Source organism: Oceanisphaera submarina (assembly GCF_046521305.1).
Taxonomy (GTDB): domain Bacteria; phylum Pseudomonadota; class Gammaproteobacteria; order Enterobacterales; family Aeromonadaceae; genus Oceanimonas; species Oceanimonas submarina.
This window is the reverse complement of the sequence record NZ_JBKGFN010000019.1, coordinates 1-19318: the sequence shown is the minus strand read 5'-3', so window position 1 is coordinate 19318 and position 19318 is coordinate 1. Positions and strand designations below refer to the sequence as shown.

The window sequence follows — 19318 nt, the reverse complement described above, 5'->3', positions numbered from 1 at the left end:
CGTCCGGAGGTAAGGATGAAGGTGCTGGTGACGGTCAAGAGGGTTATTGATTACCACGTCAGGGTCAGGGTGCTGGCCGATGAAAGCAACGTGGATCTGAACAATGTGAAGATGGCGGCTAATCCTTTCTGCGAGATTGCGCTGGAGGAGGCGGTGCGCATGAAGGAAGCGGGGTGGGTATCGGAAATAGTCGCCGTGTCCGTCGGGCCGCAGGCGGCACAGGAGCAGTTGCGCATGGCGATGGCGCTGGGAGCGGACAGGGCACTGCTGGTGCTCGCCGATGACGTGGTAGAACCACTGACGGTGGCCAGGCTGCTGGCAAAGCTGGTGGAGCGGGAACAGCCGGGGCTGGTGCTGCTGGGCAAGCAGTCCATCGACACCGACAACAATCAGGTCGGCCAGATGCTGGCGGCGCTCACCGGCTGGCCTCAGGGCACCTTCGCTTCTTGCATCGAACGGGAGGGTGACGAGCTGCGGGTGACCCGGGAGGTGGACGGCGGCCTGCAGACCCTGGCGCTGACGCTGCCGGCGGTGGTGACCACGGATCTACGGCTGAACGCGCCGCGTTATGCCTCTCTGCCCAATATCATGAAGGCCAGGCAGAAGCCGCTGGAAACCCTCGGCGTCGATGAGCTGGGCGTTGAGCCTCGGGTCCACACTCGGTTGCTGAAGGTTAATCCGCCTCCGGTACGCAAGGCGGGCATCCGGGTAAGCGATGTGGCCGAGCTGATGGATAAACTGAAAAACGACGCAAAGGTGATCTGATGACGACTCTGGTAATAGCGGAACACGATAATGATGCACTCAAGCCTGCCAGCTTGCACGCCCTGACCGCAGCCACCCTACTGGGTGGGGATATCGATCTGCTGGTGATGGGGCGGGGTTGTCGGCTGGTCGCCGAGTCAGCCTGCAAGCTAGGGATCAGAGCCGTGCTGCTGGCAGACGATGCGGGCTATGAACATCAGCTGGCCGAGCCTTGCGCCGCCCTGGTGATGTCGCTGGCCGCCGATTACAGCCATGTGCTGGCGGCGGCGACTACTCAGGGCAAGAATCTGTTGCCCCGGGTGGCGGCACTGCTGGGCGTGGGCATGGTATCGGATGTGATGGCCATAGAGTCAGCGGACACCTTCCGTCGGCCTGTCTATGCGGGTAATGCCATCGCGACGGTGCAGTCGCTGGACCCCATCAAGGTGCTGACAGTACGCGCCACCGCCTTCGAAGCCATGGCTCCCGGTGATGAACGGGCGGAACTGGAAGAGCTGACACCGGTGGCCGGTTCCGGAGGCAGCCGTTTTGTCGGTGAGGAGCTGTCGGCCAGCGAGCGGCCCGAGCTGACCGCGGCGCGGGTGGTGATCTCCGGAGGCCGGGGAATGGGCTCGAAAGAGAACTTTGTGTTGCTGGAGCGACTGGCCGACAGGCTGAACGGGGCGGTAGGCGCTACCCGGGCGGCGGTGGATGCGGGTTTTGCCGCCAACGACATGCAGGTAGGGCAAACCGGCAAGATAGTGGCGCCCGAGCTTTATATCGCCGTGGGCCTGTCCGGTGCCATACAGCATCTGGCGGGCATGAAAGACTCCAAGATTATCGTGGCCATCAACAAAGATGGCGAGGCCCCCATCTTCGAGGTCGCCGACTACGGGCTGGTGGCCGATTTGTTCGAGGTGCTGCCGGAGTGGGAACAATTGCTGTGAGGTATGAGGCGAACAAGGCAGGCAATGGTCTTGTGCAGGGGCGACTTTATCCGACCAAAATCGGTCGATTGAAAGCGACCCTGCACATCCGGGCCGGCAAGTGAGGCGTGCTTGTTTTTTATCCCAGTGCCTTCATACCTCACGCACATTACATCTGCTGATTCAGTCCCATCTCCCAGAAGTCGATTTCCAGGCGGGTGGCGTCGTTGAAGATGCGGCTTAGCTGTTTGAAACGGGTGGGGGACACATCCGCCAGTCGTTCATTCAGCCACTCCACTTCCGCCTGGGCCGCGGCCTGGAACTCGGCGCTTTCGTACATGGCAAGCCAGGCTTCATACGGGTTCTTCTCACCGCGTATCGTACCGGGCTGATCGACCAGCCAGCGGGCCAGATCGGCATAACCGACCAGGCAGGGAGCCAGCGCCACATGCAGATCGAGCAGGTCGCCCCGGTTACCGGTATCCAGCACATAACGGGTATAGGCCAGGGTGGCACGGGCTTCCGGCAGCTCGGCCAGCTCCTGCTCGCTGATGCCCCATTGCCGGCAATAATCGATGTGCAGGCCAAGCTCCAGGTCGATAATGGCATCGAGGCCAGCCTTGGCATGGCGCAGATCCGCCAGCGTCGGGCTCTTGTAGGCGGCGAGGGCGAAGGCGCGACCAAACTGGATCAGAAACAGATAATCCTGCTTCAGGTAATGGCGAAAGGCCTCGGGCGTCAGGCTGCCGTCACCGAGCCGACGCACAAAGTCGTGCTCGGTATAGGCGCGCCAGGGGGCCTGGTTGTCTTGTTTCAACTCATTGAAAGTAAAGCTCATCTCATGTCCTTATTGCGGATGTTGCCGAAATGTTCGCCCCGGTCCTGACCCCCTGCCGACGGCGAGTGAAGGGTGACCATTCTGGCGTTTTTCCCCGTAATATCAACCGAGAGCAAGAAGGAGGCAAACTAACATCAGGATTCAAGCTGCCCTCTGTTGTAATAAAACAACTAAAGCGGCTATAGTGGTCCCCAGTCTGCCGTCGGCAGCCGGTTCGAATGGACTCTCACATGAGAACAAGGGGAATAATGGCAAAAAATAATCACCCTACCGCCGGTACCCGTACATTGTTTCATTGTCGTTATCGGCCATCTTGCGTATACTTTTACCCCGTCTTGAATTCCACATTTCATTCGTTCCCTAGCTTTCTTCAGGTTCTGCATGACGACTAAATATATTTTTGTTACTGGTGGGGTTGTTTCCTCCCTGGGTAAAGGCATTGCTGCCGGCTCCCTGGCGGCCATCCTCGAGGCTCGTGGTCTTAATGTGACCATTATGAAGCTGGATCCTTACATCAACGTGGATCCGGGAACCATGAGCCCGACCCAGCACGGTGAAGTCTTCGTGACGGATGACGGTGCTGAAACCGACCTGGATCTCGGCCATTACGAGCGTTTCATTCGTACCAAGATGACTCGCCGCAACAACTTCACCTCCGGCCGTGTCTATGCGGACGTGCTGCGCAAGGAACGACGTGGCGACTACCTGGGGGCGACCATTCAGGTGATCCCGCATATCACCAATGCCATCAAGGACAGAGTGATTGCCGGTGCCGAAGGGCACCAGGTAGCTATTGTGGAAGTCGGCGGCACCGTTGGTGATATCGAGTCACTGCCGTTTCTCGAGGCGTTGCGCCAGCTGGCGGTGGTCGTGGGCCGGGAAAATACCCTGTTCATGCACCTGACACTGGTGCCCTATATGGCGGCAGCCGGCGAGGTGAAAACCAAGCCGACCCAGCACTCGGTGAAAGAGCTGTTGTCTATCGGCATTCAGCCCGACATCCTGATCTGCCGCAGCGATCGCGCCATTCCTGCCAATGAGCGCAGCAAGATAGCCCTGTTCTGTAACGTGTCCGAAAAGGCCGTTATCTCGCTGAAGGATGTGGACTCCATCTACAAAATCCCGGCGCTGCTGCGCTCTCAGGGGCTGGATGAGCTGGTGGTCAAGCGTTTCGGTCTGGATTGCCCGCCTTCGGACCTGTCCGAATGGGAACAGGTGATCTACGAAGAAGCCAACCCTATGGGTGAAGTGACCATCGGCATGGTCGGCAAATACATCGAGCTGCCTGATGCCTATAAGTCGGTGAACGAGGCGCTCAAGCACGGTGGCCTGAAAAACCGGTTGACCGTCAACATCAAGTATATCGACTCTCAGGATCTGGAAAGCAAGGGTCTGGGCCTGCTCGAAGGTCTGGATGCCATTCTGGTACCCGGCGGCTTCGGCGAGCGCGGTGTAGAAGGCAAGATCATGGCGGCCCGCTACGCGCGTGAAAATCGCGTACCTTACCTGGGCATTTGCCTGGGCATGCAGGTGGCATTGATCGAATACGCCCGCAACGTGGCCGGGCTGGAAGGCGCCCATTCGTCCGAGTTCGACAAGCAAAGCCCCTATCCGGTGGTGGGTCTGATCACCGAATGGATCGATGAGGAAGGCAATGTCGAAGTGCGTGACGAGCTGTCCGATCTGGGCGGCACCATGCGCCTGGGTGCCCAGCTGTGCCACCTGGAGCCTGGCTCCAAGGTGCACGATCTGTACGGTTCCGACACCATCTATGAGCGTCATCGCCACCGTTATGAAGTGAACAATCGCCTGCTGCCGAAGATTGAAGCCGCCGGTCTGAAAGTGACCGGTCGCTCCGCGGACAAGAAGCTGGTCGAGATCATCGAAAACCCGGATCATCCCTGGTTTGTGGCGGCGCAGTTCCACCCGGAATTCACCTCTACCCCGCGTGATGGTCATGGCCTGTTTGCCGGCTTCATAAAAGCGGCAGGGCAATACCAGCAGGGCGAGCTGGAATAATCTGATATAACGGCTGAGCCAACGACTCAGCCGTATTTTTTAGTGCTTTATTTCGTTTTTACCTTTCAACTATTTTTACTTTCAACAAAGAGGAAGTTAGAGAATGGCTAAGATCGTTAAAGTGATCGGTCGTGAAATCATCGATTCTCGTGGCAACCCCACAGTAGAAGCCGACGTATACCTGGAAGGCGGCCTCATGGGCCGTGCTGCGGCGCCGTCCGGTGCTTCTACCGGTTCCCGCGAGGCCCTGGAGCTGCGTGACGGTGACAAGTCCCGCTTTTTGGGTAAAGGCGTGCAAGTTGCCGTCGCCAACATCAACGACCAGATTGCTGCCGCTCTGATTGGCAAGGATGCAACCCAACAGGCCGGAATTGATCAGATCATGATCGACCTGGACGGTACCGATAACAAGGCCACCCTGGGTGCCAACGCCATCCTGGCCGTGTCTCTGGCCACTGCCAAGGCCGCTGCCGCCGCCAAGGGCCTGCCGTTGTACGCCTGGATTGCCGAACTGAACGGTACTCCCGGTCAGTACTCAATGCCGCTGCCGATGATGAACATCATCAACGGCGGTGAACATGCCGACAACAACGTCGACATTCAGGAATTCATGATTCAGCCGGTCGGCGCCAACAACATCAAGGAAGCACTGCGTATCGGTGCCGAGGTGTTCCACAACCTGGCGAAGGTACTGAAGGCCAAGGGCCTGAGCACCGCGGTGGGCGATGAGGGTGGCTTCGCGCCGGATCTTGAGTCCAACGCCGCCGCCCTGGCTGCGATCAAGGAAGCGGTAGAGCAGGCCGGTTACGTGTTGGGTAAAGACGTGACACTGGCGATGGACTGCGCGGCTTCCGAGTTCTTCGACAAGGAAGCGGGTAACTACAACCTGAAAGGCGAAGGCAAAATCTTCACTTCCCAGGAGTTCACTCATTACCTGGAAGAGCTGACCAAGGAATATCCGATAGTGTCCATCGAAGACGGTCTGGACGAGTCCGACTGGGACGGCTTCGCCTATCAGACCAAGGTGCTGGGCGACAAGATCCAGTTGGTGGGCGACGACTTGTTCGTCACCAACACCAAGATCCTGAAAGAAGGTATCGACAAGGGCATCGCCAACTCCATTCTGATCAAGTTCAACCAGATTGGCTCCCTGACCGAAACCCTGAACGCCATCAAGATGGCGAAGGATGCCGGTTACACCGCCGTTATCTCGCACCGCTCCGGTGAAACCGAAGATGCCACCATCGCCGATCTGGCGGTAGGCACCTGCGCCGGCCAGATCAAGACCGGCTCCATGAGCCGCTCCGATCGAGTTGCCAAGTACAACCAGCTGATCCGCATCGAGGAAGAGCTGGAAGGCAAGGCGCCGTACCGCGGTCTGTCCGAGGTGAAAGGCCAGGCTTAATGCCAGCCCTTTGCGGCTGATATTGTGGTCTGTTTCGGGCAGGTAATTCCGATACGGAAGGGAAGGGCAAGGGAACTGCAAAGCCGACCGTTAAATGCCATGGATGGCACTTGCCGAGCGCTACATGGATGTATTTATAGCGTGTCGGCGGCGCAGTCCCTTTGTCCGACCCTACACTGCAATAACAGACGACTTATGCCGCAAGACTGAAACCCCGCCCCGTGCGGGGTTTCTTTTGTTCGGCTCCCGAATATGGGAAACTAGCGCGCTACTTTTGGAGGATTGATGCGCACCCTGACGCTGATACTGCTCGCCCTGTTAGGCACCTTGCAATACCACCTGTGGTGGGGTAAGAACGGCCTGGCCGAATATAACGAAGCAAAGGCCAATGTGGCCCGCCAGATGACCGATAACGAACAGCTGATTGCCCGCAACGCCTTGCTGTACCGGGAGATCGAGGATCTCAACAAGGGGCTGGCGGCGGTGGAAGAGCTGGCACGCAACGATCTTGGCATGATCAAGCCCGGAGAAACCTTTTACCGCCTGCTGTTGGCGGAAGAGCCGTCACCGCCATGATATCTGAATCATCCTATACCGCCGTGGTACCCGCGGCCGGGATCGGTAGCCGCATGGCGGCCGGCATACCCAAGCAATATTTGCCGTTGGGTGGCAGTACCGTGCTCGAACAGACCCTGGCGCGGTTGCTGAACCATCCGGCCATCGGCCGAGTTATCGTGGCCACCGCCGAACAGGATCCCTGGTTTGAACGGCTGGCTAGTGCCCGACACCCTAGGATATTGCGGGTCATCGGCGGGCGCGAGCGAGCCGATTCGGTACTTAATGCGCTGGCTCATGTAAAAACCGACTGGGTGCTGGTGCACGATGCGGCCCGGCCCTGCCTGCACCGAGCCGATCTCGATGCCGTGCTGGCGGCGGGCCGGCAGTCCCAGGGCGCCTTGCTGGCCTGTCGGGTGCGCGACACCATGAAGCGGGGGGATGGCCGGGGCGCCATCGGCACCAGCGTGCCCCGCGACGAACTCTGGCACGCCCTGACGCCCCAATGTTTTGCCTCCGCGCCGTTGCGACAGGCTCTGAGTGATGCCCTGGCCGCTGGTTGTGCTATCACCGACGAAGCCTCGGCCATGGAGTGGGCCGGCTTTCATCCTCGACTGGTGGAAGGGCGCGCCGACAATATCAAGATAACCCGCCCGGAAGACCTTGGCCTGGCGGGCTTTTTTCTGCAGCAGATGAGCGAGAGCAAACTATGATGCGAATCGGGCACGGTTTTGACGTGCACAAGTTTGGTGGTCAGGGGCCCTGCATCCTGGCCGGGGTGGCGGTGCCTTACGCACAAGGGCTGCTGGCCCATTCCGACGGTGACGTGGTGCTGCATGCCCTGAGTGATGCGCTGCTCGGCGCCATAGGTGCCGGCGATATCGGCCGCCACTTCCCGGACACCGATGCGGCCTATGCCGGTATCGACAGTCGAATCCTGCTGCGCGACGTGTTCGAACGGGTCAGACAGGCCGGCTTTACACTGGGTAACGCGGACATTACCGTGCTGGCCCAAGCGCCGAGACTGGCGCCTTTCATCGGGGACATGGTGACCAATATCGCCGCCGATCTGCAGGCAGATCCCACCCTCATCAACGTCAAGGCCACCACCACCGAGCAGCTCGGTTTTGTAGGCCGAAAAGAAGGCATAGCGGCCGAAGCCGTGGTGCTGTTGGTAAAAGCATGAACAACAACTGGCATTATCTGCACGGACAACCCGAATACCGTGGCCGCCTGAAGGCGGCACCGGAAGATTTTATCGTGCGCGAAGACCTGGGCTTTGAGCCCGGTGGCGAGGGTGAACATATACTGCTGCACATTCGCAAGCGCGGACAGAATACCCAGTGGGTAGCGCGCGAGCTGGCGCGTCTGGCAGGCGTGACCCAGCGAGAGGTCACCTGGGCCGGGCTCAAGGACCGGCATGCGGTGACCGAGCAGTGGTTCGGGGTGCATTTGCCGGGCAAGGAGATGCCGAATTTTTCGTGTCTCGAAAACGATGACGTGCAGATCCTGGCCATCGCCCGCCACAACAAGAAGTTGAAAACCGGCGCCCTCAGGGGCAACTGGTTCGAACTCAGAGTCACTGAGCTGGAAGGGCAGGGAGACCTGGAGACCCGCCTGGCGGCCATCGCCGAACGTGGTGTGCCCAATTATTATGGAGATCAGCGTTTTGGCCGGGAGTACGGTAACCTGGATCAGGCCAGGGCCATGTTCAATGGACGCCGTGTTAAAGACCGCAACAAGCGCTCTCTGTATCTGTCTTCTGCCCGTAGTTATCTGTTCAATCTGGCGGCCAGCCATCGACTGGCTGCCGGTCTCGGTGAACAGTTGCTGGAGGGGGATTGCGTGATGCTTTCGGGCAGCCAGTCTTTCTTTACCCTGGGCGAAGACAACCCGCTGGATGACGCCATGCAGGCCCGCTTTGCCGAAGGCGATGTGCGTCTGAGCGCCCCGCTGTGGGGGCGGGGGCGGTTGGCGAGCAGTGGTCAACCCGGCGAGCTGGAGCAGGCGGCGATCGCCGGACAGCAAGATCTGTGCGCGGGGCTGGAAGCCAACGGCCTGAAGCAGGAGCGGCGCCCCTTACTGCTTATCCCCAGGCAGATGAGTTGGAACAGGGAGGGCGACAGCCTGGCGCTGTCGTTCTGGTTACCGGCAGGAAGCTATGCCACCAGCCTGGTACGGGAATTGATTAAGGATAATGGAAATGATGAAGATACTGGTGAGTAATGACGATGGTGTGAATGCCTTGGGGATTCGCACCTTGAGTCGGGCGCTGGCAGAGTTTGCCGAGGTAGTGACGGTGGCGCCTGATCGTAATCGAAGCGGGGCCAGTCATTCCCTCACGCTGGAAGTACCGCTCAGGGCCGACAAGCTGGATGACAGCGGCTTTTATTCGGTCAAGGGCACTCCGACCGATTGCGTACACTGGGCGGTGAACAGCCTGCTCGATCCGGATCCGGATATGGTGGTGGCCGGCATCAACCACGGTGCCAACCTGGGCGATGATGTGATTTACTCCGGCACGGTGGCGGCGGCTACAGAAGGGCGTCACCTGGGCTTGCCCTCGGTGGCGGTATCGCTGTGCGGCGATCGCTATTTCGAGAGCGCGGCCCATTATGCCAGCCTGCTGGTACAGGGATTGTTGCGGGCGCCGTTGTCGTCCAATCAGATCCTGAATGTGAATGTGCCCGACTTGCCCCTGGATAAAATTCAGGGTATCAAGGTGACTCGTTTGGGTAATCGCCATCGCAGTGATGCCGTGCTCAAGGAGTACGACCCCCGCGGTCGGCCCATTTACTGGATAGGCCCTCCGGGCGCCATCCAGGACGCGGGTGAAGGCACCGACTTCGATGCAGTGGAGCGGGGCTATGTTTCCATCACCCCGCTGACCATCGATATGACGGCGTATGCGCAAATGGCGGCGCTGGCCAGTTGGATTAAAGAAGTGGAGTAACGGGTGCTCACGTTAGCGGGACAGCAACTCTATCGTTTGTTACTACAGCAGGGCATCAGAGACGAGCGGGTGTTACAGGCCATCGCCGGTCTGCCAAGAACCCAGTTTGTCGATGAGGCCATGGCCCACAAGGCCTGGGAAAACAGTGCCTTGCCCATCGGTTTTGGTCAGACTATTTCTCAGCCCTATATAGTGGCGCGGATGACGGAAGTGCTGCTGGCCCAGCGACCGAAGCGGGTACTGGAGGTGGGCACGGGGTCGGGCTTTCAGACCGCGGTGCTGGCACAGCTGGTGGAGCAGGTCTTTACCGTTGAGCGGATCAAATCGCTGCAGTATCAGGCCAGGCGCCGGTTGCAGCGGCTGGATTTGCACAATGTATCGACCAAGCACGGCGACGGTTGGCTGGGGTGGGCCAGCAAGGCTCCCTTCGACGCCATTATGGTCACGGCGGCGGCGCAGGAGACTCCCCAGGCGCTGTTGTCGCAACTGGCGGATGGCGGGCGCATGGTGATACCTGTAGGGCAGAGCCAGCAGTCACTGTGGCTTTATCAACGTCATGGTGATCAATTTTCTCGTACCGAGCTGGAATCGGTGCGTTTTGTACCTTTGGTGAAGGGTGATCTTGAGTGAAGATTTTTTCTCGGTTGTATCGGCAGGTCATGATGTGGGCCGTGCACCGGCATGCGCCGGTTTATTTGTCTTTGAACAGCTTTGCTGAGTCGATTTTCTGGCCGGTGCCGGTGGATGTGATGCTGGCACCGATGGCGCTGTCCAAGCCGGAACGGGCCTGGCATTATGCCGGGCTCGCCACCTTATTCTCGGTGCTGGGCGCCGCCTTCGGTTATCTGCTGGGCTATGCATTATGGGAGCCGGTCGTGCAGCCCTTTATCGCCACCATGGGTTATGAAGGCAAGATGGCCATCGCCCGGCAGTGGTTTGATGAATGGGGCATCTGGGTCATCTTCATCGCCAGTTTTACCCCTATTCCCTACAAGGTATTTACGGTCACGGCGGGCCTGCTGCAGATGGCCTTTCTTCCCTTCCTGCTGATCTCGCTGGTCGGGCGAGGCCTGCGCTTTTTCCTGGTCGCGGGCCTGATGGTCTGGGGGGGAGTCAGAATGGAGGCCAAACTGATCCGATATATCGATATCCTCGGCTGGTTGTGCCTTGCGGCGGCAGTGGCGGCCTATCTGTTGCTGAGAAACTGATGCAAGGGCGGAGCCGCTCGTTCAGACTGGTGTGTTTCAACCTGGTGTTGATCACCTTGTTGACGGCCTGCTCCGCTTCTCGTCCGGCGCCGGTGGTGGGGGTGCATGCCCGAGGCCAGATCAAGGCCGGCGGCCGCCATTATGTGGTGGTCAAGGGAGACACCCTGTATTCCATTGCCTGGCAGGCCGGTACCGATGTACCGACCTTGGCACGGCATAACCGAATTCAGGCACCTTACTCCATTTATCCCGGCCAGACCCTGCGGCTGGATGTTCCCGGCGCCGCTCGTACGGTCTACCGGGTACGCCGTGGCGATACTCTTAGTATCATAGCGCGCAACACCGGCCATTCAGTTGCCGATCTGGCTACCCTGAACGGGCTTAAACCTCCTTATCGTATTTATGTCGGTCAGCCGTTAAACCTGCGTGCACGCACCGGACGACCTGCATCCACGACAGTATCTCAACCGGGTCCGAAAAAGACCCGGGTAACCCCGAACGTAACAGCTGGTACGAGCACTCCGGCAAAAGCAACCAAGCCACTTGCACCCGCTCCGGGAAAAGCATACGCTGGATCCGAAGTACAAAAAAACGCCGCTGTCAATGTGACCATTGCCTGGCAATGGCCAACCGCAGGACCGGTTATTACCGGTTTTTCGCTGGCCGAAACCGGTAATAAAGGCATTGATATTAGGGGGGGCAGAGGCCAGGCCATCAAGGCGGCCGCTGCGGGCAAGGTTGTTTACGCAGGGAATGCGCTACGTGGTTACGGCAATCTGATCATCATCAAGCACAACGATGATTACTTGTCTGCCTACGCTCACAATGAAGTGCTTCGGGTAAAGGAGCAACAAGCGGTGAGTGTCGGTCAGCACATAGCGGATATGGGTAGTAGTGATACCACGGATGTGCGATTGCATTTCGAAATTCGGTATCAGGGATCTTCGGTTAATCCGATGAAATATCTGCCAAAGCGATAGACTCCGGGAAACAGGTAGTACCCGGATTAAGGGAGAACTGCCATGAGCCATAGTAAAAAAGCAAGCCACCAGGATGAAGTGGATTTGGATGCCGGTACTGAACAGGACGTGATGACCGGTAGCGATGAAAAGGAAAGTATTCAGGAAGAAGAAATCCTCAAGGTTCCCAATGCTCGAACGCTGGATGTTACCCAGCTCTACCTGGGAGAAATCGGTTTTTCACCCCTGCTGACGGCAGAGGAAGAAGTGCTTTACTCTCGTCGTGCCCTGCGTGGTGATTTGATCGCCCGCAAGCGGATGATCGAGTCCAACCTGCGGCTGGTAGTCAAGATATCCCGCCGTTACAACAACCGTGGCCTGGCGTTGCTGGACCTGATTGAAGAGGGCAATCTCGGTCTTATTCGCGCCGTCGAAAAATTCGATCCCGAGCGCGGTTTTCGTTTCTCGACCTATGCCACCTGGTGGATCCGCCAGACCATAGAGCGGGCTATCATGAACCAGACCCGCACCATCCGACTGCCCATTCACGTGGTCAAGGAACTCAACGTTTATCTGCGTACCGCCCGAGAACTGGCCCATCGTCTCGATCATGAGCCGACCGCCGAAGAGATAGCCGACGCCCTCGACAAACCGGTGGAAGATGTCTCTCGCATGCTCAAGCTGAACGAAAAAATCAGTTCGGTCGACACCCCCATCGGTGGTGACGGCGACAAGGCGCTGCTCGATGTGATCACCGACGAGAATGATCTGGATCCGGAAACCGAAATTCAGGATGACGACATTCGCCTGAGTCTGGTGCGCTGGCTGGAAGAACTCAATCCCAAGCAGCGAGAAGTGCTGGCCCGTCGTTTCGGCTTGCTCGGCTACGAAGCCTCGACGCTGGAAGATGTAGGCAGAGAAATAGGCCTGACCCGGGAGCGGGTGCGGCAGATTCAGGTAGAAGCCCTGCGCCGGTTGAAGGAAGTGCTCACTCAGCAGGGGCTGTCGATAGACACCCTGTTCTACAGCGATTAACTGCTAAAAATCACCTGTAGACAAAAATGCGGCTGCAGACCTTGTGGGTCTGCAGCCGCATTTTTATAACATAGGACTGTAAATACCTTACCGCTCCGTTTGACGTGCCTGTTTCAGTTGATACAGCAGCGTCAATGCCTGGCGAGGGCTGAGTTCGTCCGGATCCAGATCGTCGAGCATCATCAGTGCCGAATCCGGCTCTGCTGCGGTGTCGAACAGCGGCAGCGACGACTGCGGATCGTCATGCTGCGCCGGGAGCGGGTTGGTGGCTGCGTTTTGACTTGTTTGTGCTTTATCCTCGGGCCGGTGTCCGCTTTCCAGTTCGGCCAGTTTCTGGCGAGCCAGGGTCAGTACCGTTCTCGGTACCCCCGCCAGGGCGGCGACCTGCAAGCCGTAAGAGCGGCTGGCCGCACCTTCCTGTACCGCATGCATAAAGGCGATGGTGTCGCCATGCTCTACCGCATCCAGATGCACGTTGGCCACCTCGGGCCACAGGCCCGCCAGCTCGGTCAGTTCGAAGTAATGAGTGGCGAACAGGGTGTAGGCATGCAGCCGGTTGGCCAGCGCATCGGCGCAGGACCAGGCCAGGGCCAGGCCGTCGTAGGTGCTGGTGCCGCGGCCGATTTCATCCATCAACACCAGGCTGTGACGGCTGGCGTTGTTGAGAATATTGGCGGTTTCGGTCATTTCGACCATAAAGGTAGAGCGGCCCGATGCCAGATCGTCCGAGGCGCCGATGCGGGTAAAAATGCGGTCAACCTTACCGATTCGCGCGCGTTGGGCCGGCACGAAAGAGCCGATGTAAGCCATCAGCACGATCAGCGCCGTTTGCCGCATATAGGTGGATTTACCCCCCATGTTCGGCCCGGTGATCACCAGCATCTTGCGCCGCTCCGACATCGACAGCGGGTTGGCGATAAAGGGGTCGGTCATTACCTGCTCCACGACCGGATGGCGACCTTCCTCGATATCGATCACCTCGTCACCGGTCAGTTGCGGGCGGCAGTAATGCAGGCTTTCGGCCCGCTCGGCCAGGTTGGCGAACACATCCAGCTGAGCCAGGGCGATGGCACTGTGCTGCAACGGCTGCAGTTGTTCCAGCAGACGATCCAGTAACGCCTCATACAGTTTCTTTTCCAGCGCCAGGCCCTTGCTCTGGGCGTTGAGCACCTTGTCTTCGTACTCTTTCAGCTCGGGGATGATGTAGCGTTCGTTGTTCTTCAGGGTCTGGCGGCGCACATAATGCACCGGCACCAGATGGGCACTGGCCCGGCTGACCTCGATATAAAAGCCGTGCACCCGGTTATAGGCCACTTTCAGGGTGGAGATGCCGGTGGCGGCTTTTTCCCGAGCTTCCAGCTCTTCCAGATAACGGTGGGCACCGGCGGCCAGCTCGCGCAGTTCGTCCAGCTCGGGGCTGAAACCATCGCGAATCACGCCGCCGTCGCGGATCAGTACCGGCGGGGTATCGACGACTGCCTGTTCCAGCAGCTCGGCCAGTTCAGGAAATTGGCCGATGCGAGCGGCGAGGGCGTCCAGACAGGAAGGGGTAGTGTCACTCAACAGGGTCTGAATGTCGGGCTGGGCCAGCAACGCGGCCCGCAACCGGCTCAGATCCCGAGGGCGGGCCGAACGCAACGCCAGCCGCGCCAGCACCCGCTCCATATCTCCGATCTGGCGCAGCAGCGGGCGTAGCTCTTCATGACGACCCTGTTCCATCAGCAGGGCAATCATATCCTGACGTCGGTTGAGTTCCTCGATATCGCGGCTGGGCTGGTGGATCCAGCGCTTGAGCAGGCGGCTGCCCATGGGCGTGGCGGTGTTGTCCAACACCTCGGCTAGGGTATTCTCCATGGTGCCGGACAGGTTCAGGGTCAGTTCCAGGTTGCGGCGCGTGGCGGCGTCCATGATCACCATGTCCTGACTGCGCTCCAGGCTGATGCTGCTTATATGGGGCAGGGCGGTGCGCTGGGTGTCTTTTACATATTGCAGCAGGCAACCGGCGGCACATAGCGCCGTGGTCGACTGCTCGACGCCGAAGCCCACCAGATCCCGGGTGCCGAACTGCTGGCACAGCAGGTGGCGGGCCGTGCCCAGATCGAACTCCCATTCCGGCCGGCGGCGCAGTCCCTTGCGTTGTTCGATAAGCGAATAGCAATGAAAGCCTTCCGGATACAGTAACTCGGCGGGCTGGGTGCGCTGCAGCTCGGCGATCAGTGCCTCTTCGGTGTCGAACTGGTTGAGTACGAAGCGACCGGTACTGACATCCATGATGCCGTAACCGAACTGCTGGCCGTCGTGATACACCGCCGCCAGGCAGTTGTCCTGCCGGTCGGCCAGCAGCGCCTCGTCCGACAGGGTGCCGGGAGTAATAATACGTACCACCTGGCGCTCTACCGGTCCCTTGCTGGTGGCCGGATCGCCAATCTGCTCGCAGATGGCCACCGACTCTCCCATCTGTACCAGACGTGCCAGATAGTTTTCCGCCGCATGATGGGGTACCCCTGCCATGGGGATGGCGTTGCCGCCCGATTTGCCGCGCTTGGTCAGGGAAATATCCAGCAGGCGCGAGGCCTTCTTGGCATCGTCGTAGAACAGCTCATAAAAATCGCCCATGCGATAGAACAGCAGTATTTCCGGATGCTGCGCCTTCAGTGCCAGATATTGCTGCATCATGGGTGTGTGAGGGGTCTTGTCTTGATTCATAGTTAAATCAATACCTTATATCTTTATGAGTCTGTTTCTGGAAACGATGAGGCGAGCTGGATCCGGCCCGCTGCCGGGGCCGCATGATACCAGTATCCGGGATGGAAGGCATGATCCGAGAAGGATGAATACAAGGTCGCGGAGAGGGATACGGATGAGGTGCGCTCTGCGTATACTGGCGGCCGTTCGGCATTAAAGCGCAGCCAGGCCGCCATGTTATCCGGGCGGCTTCCCGCCACGGGGAAACCGCCGATTCGGCAGGATCAGGGTTGGGCGGCGTAGGCCACGATTTCGCACAGCATTTCTTCCCGGGCCAGGCCGGCGACGATCATCGCTGCCCGGTTGGGGTAGGGGGCCTCGAAGTACTCGGCATAGACCTTGTTGAATACCGGCAACTGGTCGCGGGCGGTGACGTAGATCAGCACCTGGGTTACGTCGGCCATGGTCAGGCCGGCTGCTTCCACCGTGTGTTTGAAGTTGTCCATGGTCTGGCGGGCCTGGGCCTCGATGCCGCCGTCGACCACCTTGCCTTCGGTATCGATGGGGATCTGGGCGGTATAGAAGTGGCCGTTGGCCATCACCGCCCATTCCAGCGGGGCCTTGGAGGCGAAGAGTTCGGTTTTTACGGCTGTTTTCATGAGATGCTCCTGTCATTGGGCAGAGTGAAAAAAAGAGCGGCTACTGCCGCTCAAAAGAGATTGCACCGGGCAATGCCCGGTGCGGCGGCGACTCAGAGCCCCTGCTCAGCCGCCATTTTCTTGATGATTTTCGGGGCCGTCCACAGGGTGGGCAGCAGCACCAGCGACACCGGTACCGCCGTGACCACGATGAAGGACTGCAGGGCGGTAATACCGCCGGAGCCGATGGATATCAGGATGGCGGCCACCACGCCCATCATGACGCCCCAGAACACCCGGACTCCGGCGTGGGGATGGTCGGTGCCGGTCATCACCATGGATACCGCATAGGTCATGGAATCACCGGTGGTGGCGACGAAGATGGTGGTCAGCACCAGAAACAGCACCGAGATGATAAAGCCCATCGGCAGCTGCTCGGTGATCGCCAGCAGGGCGGCGGGCAGGTTGAAACCGGTGAAGGGGCCGGACACGCTGCCGGGGTTGGCCAGCTCGAAGGCCAGGCCGCTGCCACCCATGATGGTGAACCAGAAGCAGGTGATCATGGGCGCTATGATGGAAATCAGCACTATTACCTGGCGTACTGTACGGCCGCGGGAGATACGAGCCACAAACATCGCCATCAAGGGGCCATAACCCAGGAACCAGCCCCAGAAGAACACGGTCCACCAGTCCAGCCAGGCCGGGTCGGCGCGAAAGGTCGCCATGGGGATGAAGTTGTTCAGGTAGAGGCCAAAGGCATGCAGGTAGGTATTGACGATAAAGGCGGTCGGGCCGAACAGAAAGATAAACAGCATCAGGAAGGCGGCCAGCACCACGTTGATGTTGCTCAGTATCTGAATGCCGCGGGTGACACCGCTCACCGCCGACAGGGTATAGATGCAAATCAGGCCGATCAGTATGGCGACCTGGGTGCTGTAGACATCGGGAATACCGAACAGTTTTTCCAGACCGAAGCTGACCTGGAGGCCGAGAAAGCCGATGGGGCCCACGGTACCGGCGACCACCGCCAGCACGCAACAGGCATCCACCAGGGAGCCGAGCCAGCCTTTCATCACCTTGTCGCCAAACACCGGATACAGCAGGGTACGCGGCTTCAGCGGCAGACCCTTGTCGTAATGCAGGTGCATGAACACAATGCCGGTCAGGCTGCCGAGAATGGCCCAGGCCAGAAATCCCCAGTGCATGAAGCTCTGGGCCATGGCGTTGATGGCCATGTTCATCTTGTCGGTTTCGCCGGCATACATGGGCGGGGGTGACATAAAGTGTGCCAGGGGCTCGGCGGCGGCCCAGAACACGCCCCCTCCGGCCAGCAGGGTACACATGATGATCGACATCCACTGAAAGGTGGACATTTCGGGTTTGCTCAGATTACCCAAACGAACCTGCCCGCCGCGGCTGATGGCCATGGCCAGTCCGATCAGGAAGGTCATCAGCAGCAACACCTGCCAGTAGGCGCCGAACAGCCGGGTAGACACCGCAAAGGCACTGTTGACGAAAGCCGACACCAGTTCGATGTCATACAATGCCATGGCGACGAACAGCAGCAGGGCGCCACCGCTGATCAGAAATACCGGCAGATCGAGACCGGCGAAAAAGCCGGGTTTGGCGTTGATATCCTTATTCATGGCCAGGGATGCCTCTGTTTTGTTGCTCATGTTCGCCTCCATAATGGAACATCATGCAAAGGGGAGCCGAGGCCCCCCTTGTTATCCTTAACGACCAGCGGTTTGCGGCTGCAGGGCATCATCCAGGAAGTTGAGCCAGTTCAGGCCCATGATCTTGGCCACGTCTTGCTGGCTGAAGCCCCGGGCCAGCAGGCCCTGGGTCAGATTGGGGAAGTCGCGGCTGTCGCGGAACCAGGACAGCGGGCGAGGCCAGTCGGCATTGGACTTTGAGCCTTCGCCATAATCCATGGCCTTGGACCAGCGACCGTTGCGCATCCACTCCAGCACCGACAGCGGTTGGTTCTGGCACAGATCGGTACCTATGCCCAGTCTGTCTACACCCATCAGTTCTGCGGTGTCGGCAATCATGTCGCAGTATTCTTCCAGGGTGCAGTCGGGGCCGTTTTTGAGGTGGAAGGGATAGGCGCTGAAGCCCAGCAGGCCACCGGACTCGGCCAGTGCCTTCAGCACCGTATCCGACTTGTTGCGCTTGGCGTCGTGAAAGCTCAGTGGGTTGGCGTGCGAGATCACGATGGGGCGTTCGGAAATCTCGATCGCCTCCAGGGTGCTGCGCTCGGCGCTGTGGCTCATGTCCACCACCATGCCCACCCGGTTCATTTCCTTGATCACCTGGCGGCCGAAGCGGGTCACGCCGCTGTCGACGGCCTCGTAGCAGCCGCAGGCCAGCAGACTCTGGTTATTGTAGGTCAGCTGCATGATCATCAGGTTCAGATCACGCATCACCTCCACCATGCCTATGTCGTCTTCGATGGGGGAGCAGTTCTGCGCCCCGAACATGACGCCGACCTTGCCTTCGGCCTTGGCGCGCCGAATATCGGCGGTGCTGCGTACCGGCATGATGAGGTCGCCATGCTGTTCGAACTGACGGTTCCACTCGGCAACGCGCATCAGGGTTTCACGGATTTGCTCGTGATAGACGATGGTGGCGTGCACCATGGTGACCCCGCCTTCGCGCAGCTGTTCGAAGATCTCCCGGCTCCAGTTGGAATACTGGAGGCCGTCGATCACTATCATGTCGTTATGCAATGTTCTACTCATGGCCCCGTCCCCGTTACGCGCGGATGTAGGTGGTTTTCACGACGGTGTAGAATTCCTTGGCGTAGGTACCCTGTTCACGCGGGCCGAAGCTGGAATCTTTGCGTCCGCCAAACGGCACGTGGTAATCGGTACCGGCCGTCGGCAGGTTGACCATCACACAGCCGGTTTTGGCATTGCGCTTGAAGTCGGTGGCGTACTTCAGCGACTCGGTGCAGATGCCGCCGGTCAGGCCGAAGTTGGTGTCGTTCAGGGTCGCCAGTGCTTCGGCGTAGTCCTTCACCTTGATGACGCAGGCGATGGGCGCGAAGGCTTCTTCCCGGTTGATGGTCATGTCGTTGGTGGTGCCGGTAAACAGCGCCGGCTGCATGTAATAGCCTTCGGTGTCTTCGGTTATGACTTCGCCGCCGTAGACCAGCTTGCCGCCTTCGCTCTTGGCCAGTTCCAGGTATTTCAGATTGGATTCCATCTGGCGGGCATCGGCCACGGCCCCGATGTGCACGCCTTCCTTCAGCGGATTACCGACCACCAGCTTCTTCATGCGCTCGATCACGGCGGCGACGAAACGGTCGTGGATGCCTTCGGTGACGATCAGGCGGGAAGAGGCGGTAC

19 protein-coding genes are annotated in these 19318 nt (G+C 59.3%); 13 read left to right on the top strand and 6 right to left on the bottom strand.

The features are described 5' to 3' along the window. Nucleotides 1–15: 15 nt before the first annotated feature. Nucleotides 16–765: an electron transfer flavoprotein subunit beta/FixA family protein gene (locus ACLEIV_RS15935; protein WP_410457614.1), complete on the top strand. Its 750-nt coding sequence runs from the start codon at nt 16–18 to the stop codon at nt 763–765. Further along, a complete protein-coding gene (locus ACLEIV_RS15930) occupies nt 765–1691 on the top strand; it encodes an electron transfer flavoprotein subunit alpha/FixB family protein (RefSeq protein ID WP_410457613.1) in 927 nt (308 codons plus the stop codon). Before ACLEIV_RS15935 ends, ACLEIV_RS15930 begins: the two co-directional genes overlap by 1 nt. A 148-nt stretch (nt 1692–1839) precedes the next feature. On the opposite strand, the gene tenA is transcribed toward ACLEIV_RS15930, so the two are convergent. Then, nucleotides 1840–2508: a thiaminase II gene (gene tenA, locus ACLEIV_RS15925; protein WP_410457612.1), complete on the bottom strand. Its 669-nt coding sequence runs from the start codon at nt 2506–2508 to the stop codon at nt 1840–1842. Between the two features lie 381 nt (nt 2509–2889). Between tenA and pyrG the strand changes: the two genes are divergently transcribed. From pyrG to rpoS, 11 genes are all read left to right on the top strand, one after another. Further along, nucleotides 2890–4527, top strand: a complete 1638-nt coding sequence (pyrG, locus tag ACLEIV_RS15920) for a glutamine hydrolyzing CTP synthase (RefSeq protein WP_410457611.1) — start codon at nt 2890–2892, stop codon at nt 4525–4527. Between the two features lie 103 nt (nt 4528–4630). Next, nucleotides 4631–5932 (top strand): phosphopyruvate hydratase, encoded by a 1302-nt coding sequence (gene eno / locus ACLEIV_RS15915; protein ID WP_410457610.1) that lies wholly within the window; start codon nt 4631–4633, stop codon nt 5930–5932. A 285-nt stretch (nt 5933–6217) separates the two neighbouring features. Continuing rightward, on the top strand, nt 6218–6508 hold the full coding sequence (ftsB, locus tag ACLEIV_RS15910) for a cell division protein FtsB (protein ID WP_410457609.1): 291 nt from the start codon (nt 6218–6220) through the stop codon (nt 6506–6508). Then, nucleotides 6505–7200, top strand: a complete 696-nt coding sequence (gene ispD / locus ACLEIV_RS15905; RefSeq protein ID WP_410457608.1) for a 2-C-methyl-D-erythritol 4-phosphate cytidylyltransferase — start codon at nt 6505–6507, stop codon at nt 7198–7200. Before ftsB ends, ispD begins: the two co-directional genes overlap by 4 nt. Next, nucleotides 7197–7673 (top strand): 2-C-methyl-D-erythritol 2,4-cyclodiphosphate synthase, encoded by a 477-nt coding sequence (gene ispF, locus ACLEIV_RS15900; protein WP_410457607.1) that lies wholly within the window; start codon nt 7197–7199, stop codon nt 7671–7673. Before ispD ends, ispF begins: the two co-directional genes overlap by 4 nt. Continuing rightward, nucleotides 7670–8713, top strand: coding sequence for a tRNA pseudouridine(13) synthase TruD (gene truD, locus ACLEIV_RS15895; RefSeq protein WP_410457606.1), 1044 nt, complete (start codon nt 7670–7672; stop codon nt 8711–8713). Before ispF ends, truD begins: the two co-directional genes overlap by 4 nt. Further along, nucleotides 8694–9440, top strand: coding sequence for a 5'/3'-nucleotidase SurE (gene surE / locus ACLEIV_RS15890; RefSeq protein ID WP_410457645.1), 747 nt, complete (start codon nt 8694–8696; stop codon nt 9438–9440). Before truD ends, surE begins: the two co-directional genes overlap by 20 nt. Before the next feature lie 3 nt (nt 9441–9443). Further along, a complete protein-coding gene (locus tag ACLEIV_RS15885) occupies nt 9444–10070 on the top strand; it encodes a protein-L-isoaspartate(D-aspartate) O-methyltransferase (RefSeq protein ID WP_410457605.1) in 627 nt (208 codons plus the stop codon). Next, nucleotides 10067–10648: a YqaA family protein gene (locus tag ACLEIV_RS15880; RefSeq protein WP_410457604.1), complete on the top strand. Its 582-nt coding sequence runs from the start codon at nt 10067–10069 to the stop codon at nt 10646–10648. The genes ACLEIV_RS15885 and ACLEIV_RS15880 overlap by 4 nt, the downstream gene beginning before the upstream one ends. Continuing rightward, nucleotides 10648–11628: a LysM peptidoglycan-binding domain-containing protein gene (locus tag ACLEIV_RS15875; RefSeq protein WP_410457603.1), complete on the top strand. Its 981-nt coding sequence runs from the start codon at nt 10648–10650 to the stop codon at nt 11626–11628. Before ACLEIV_RS15880 ends, ACLEIV_RS15875 begins: the two co-directional genes overlap by 1 nt. A 42-nt stretch (nt 11629–11670) precedes the next feature. Beyond that, the gene (gene rpoS / locus ACLEIV_RS15870) at nt 11671–12642 is read left to right on the top strand and encodes an RNA polymerase sigma factor RpoS (protein WP_410457602.1); all 972 of its coding nucleotides are present in this window, start codon (nt 11671–11673) and stop codon (nt 12640–12642) included. A gap of 87 nt (nt 12643–12729) precedes the next feature. On the opposite strand, the gene mutS is transcribed toward rpoS, so the two are convergent. The 5 genes from mutS to ACLEIV_RS15845 form a co-directional block, all read right to left on the bottom strand. Next, nucleotides 12730–15348: a DNA mismatch repair protein MutS gene (gene mutS / locus ACLEIV_RS15865; RefSeq protein WP_410457601.1), complete on the bottom strand. Its 2619-nt coding sequence runs from the start codon at nt 15346–15348 to the stop codon at nt 12730–12732. A 263-nt stretch (nt 15349–15611) separates the two neighbouring features. After that, on the bottom strand, nt 15612–15986 hold the full coding sequence (locus ACLEIV_RS15860; protein WP_298723370.1) for a RidA family protein: 375 nt from the start codon (nt 15984–15986) through the stop codon (nt 15612–15614). 92 nt (nt 15987–16078) lie between these two features. Then, nucleotides 16079–17641: a BCCT family transporter gene (locus tag ACLEIV_RS15855; RefSeq protein WP_410457600.1), complete on the bottom strand. Its 1563-nt coding sequence runs from the start codon at nt 17639–17641 to the stop codon at nt 16079–16081. A 57-nt stretch (nt 17642–17698) separates the two neighbouring features. Further along, nucleotides 17699–18709, bottom strand: a complete 1011-nt coding sequence (locus tag ACLEIV_RS15850; protein WP_410457599.1) for a dipeptidase — start codon at nt 18707–18709, stop codon at nt 17699–17701. Between the two features lie 13 nt (nt 18710–18722). After that, nucleotides 18723–19318, bottom strand: a 596-nt coding sequence (locus ACLEIV_RS15845; RefSeq protein ID WP_410457598.1) for an aldehyde dehydrogenase family protein, incomplete at its 5' end; no start/stop codon positions are given.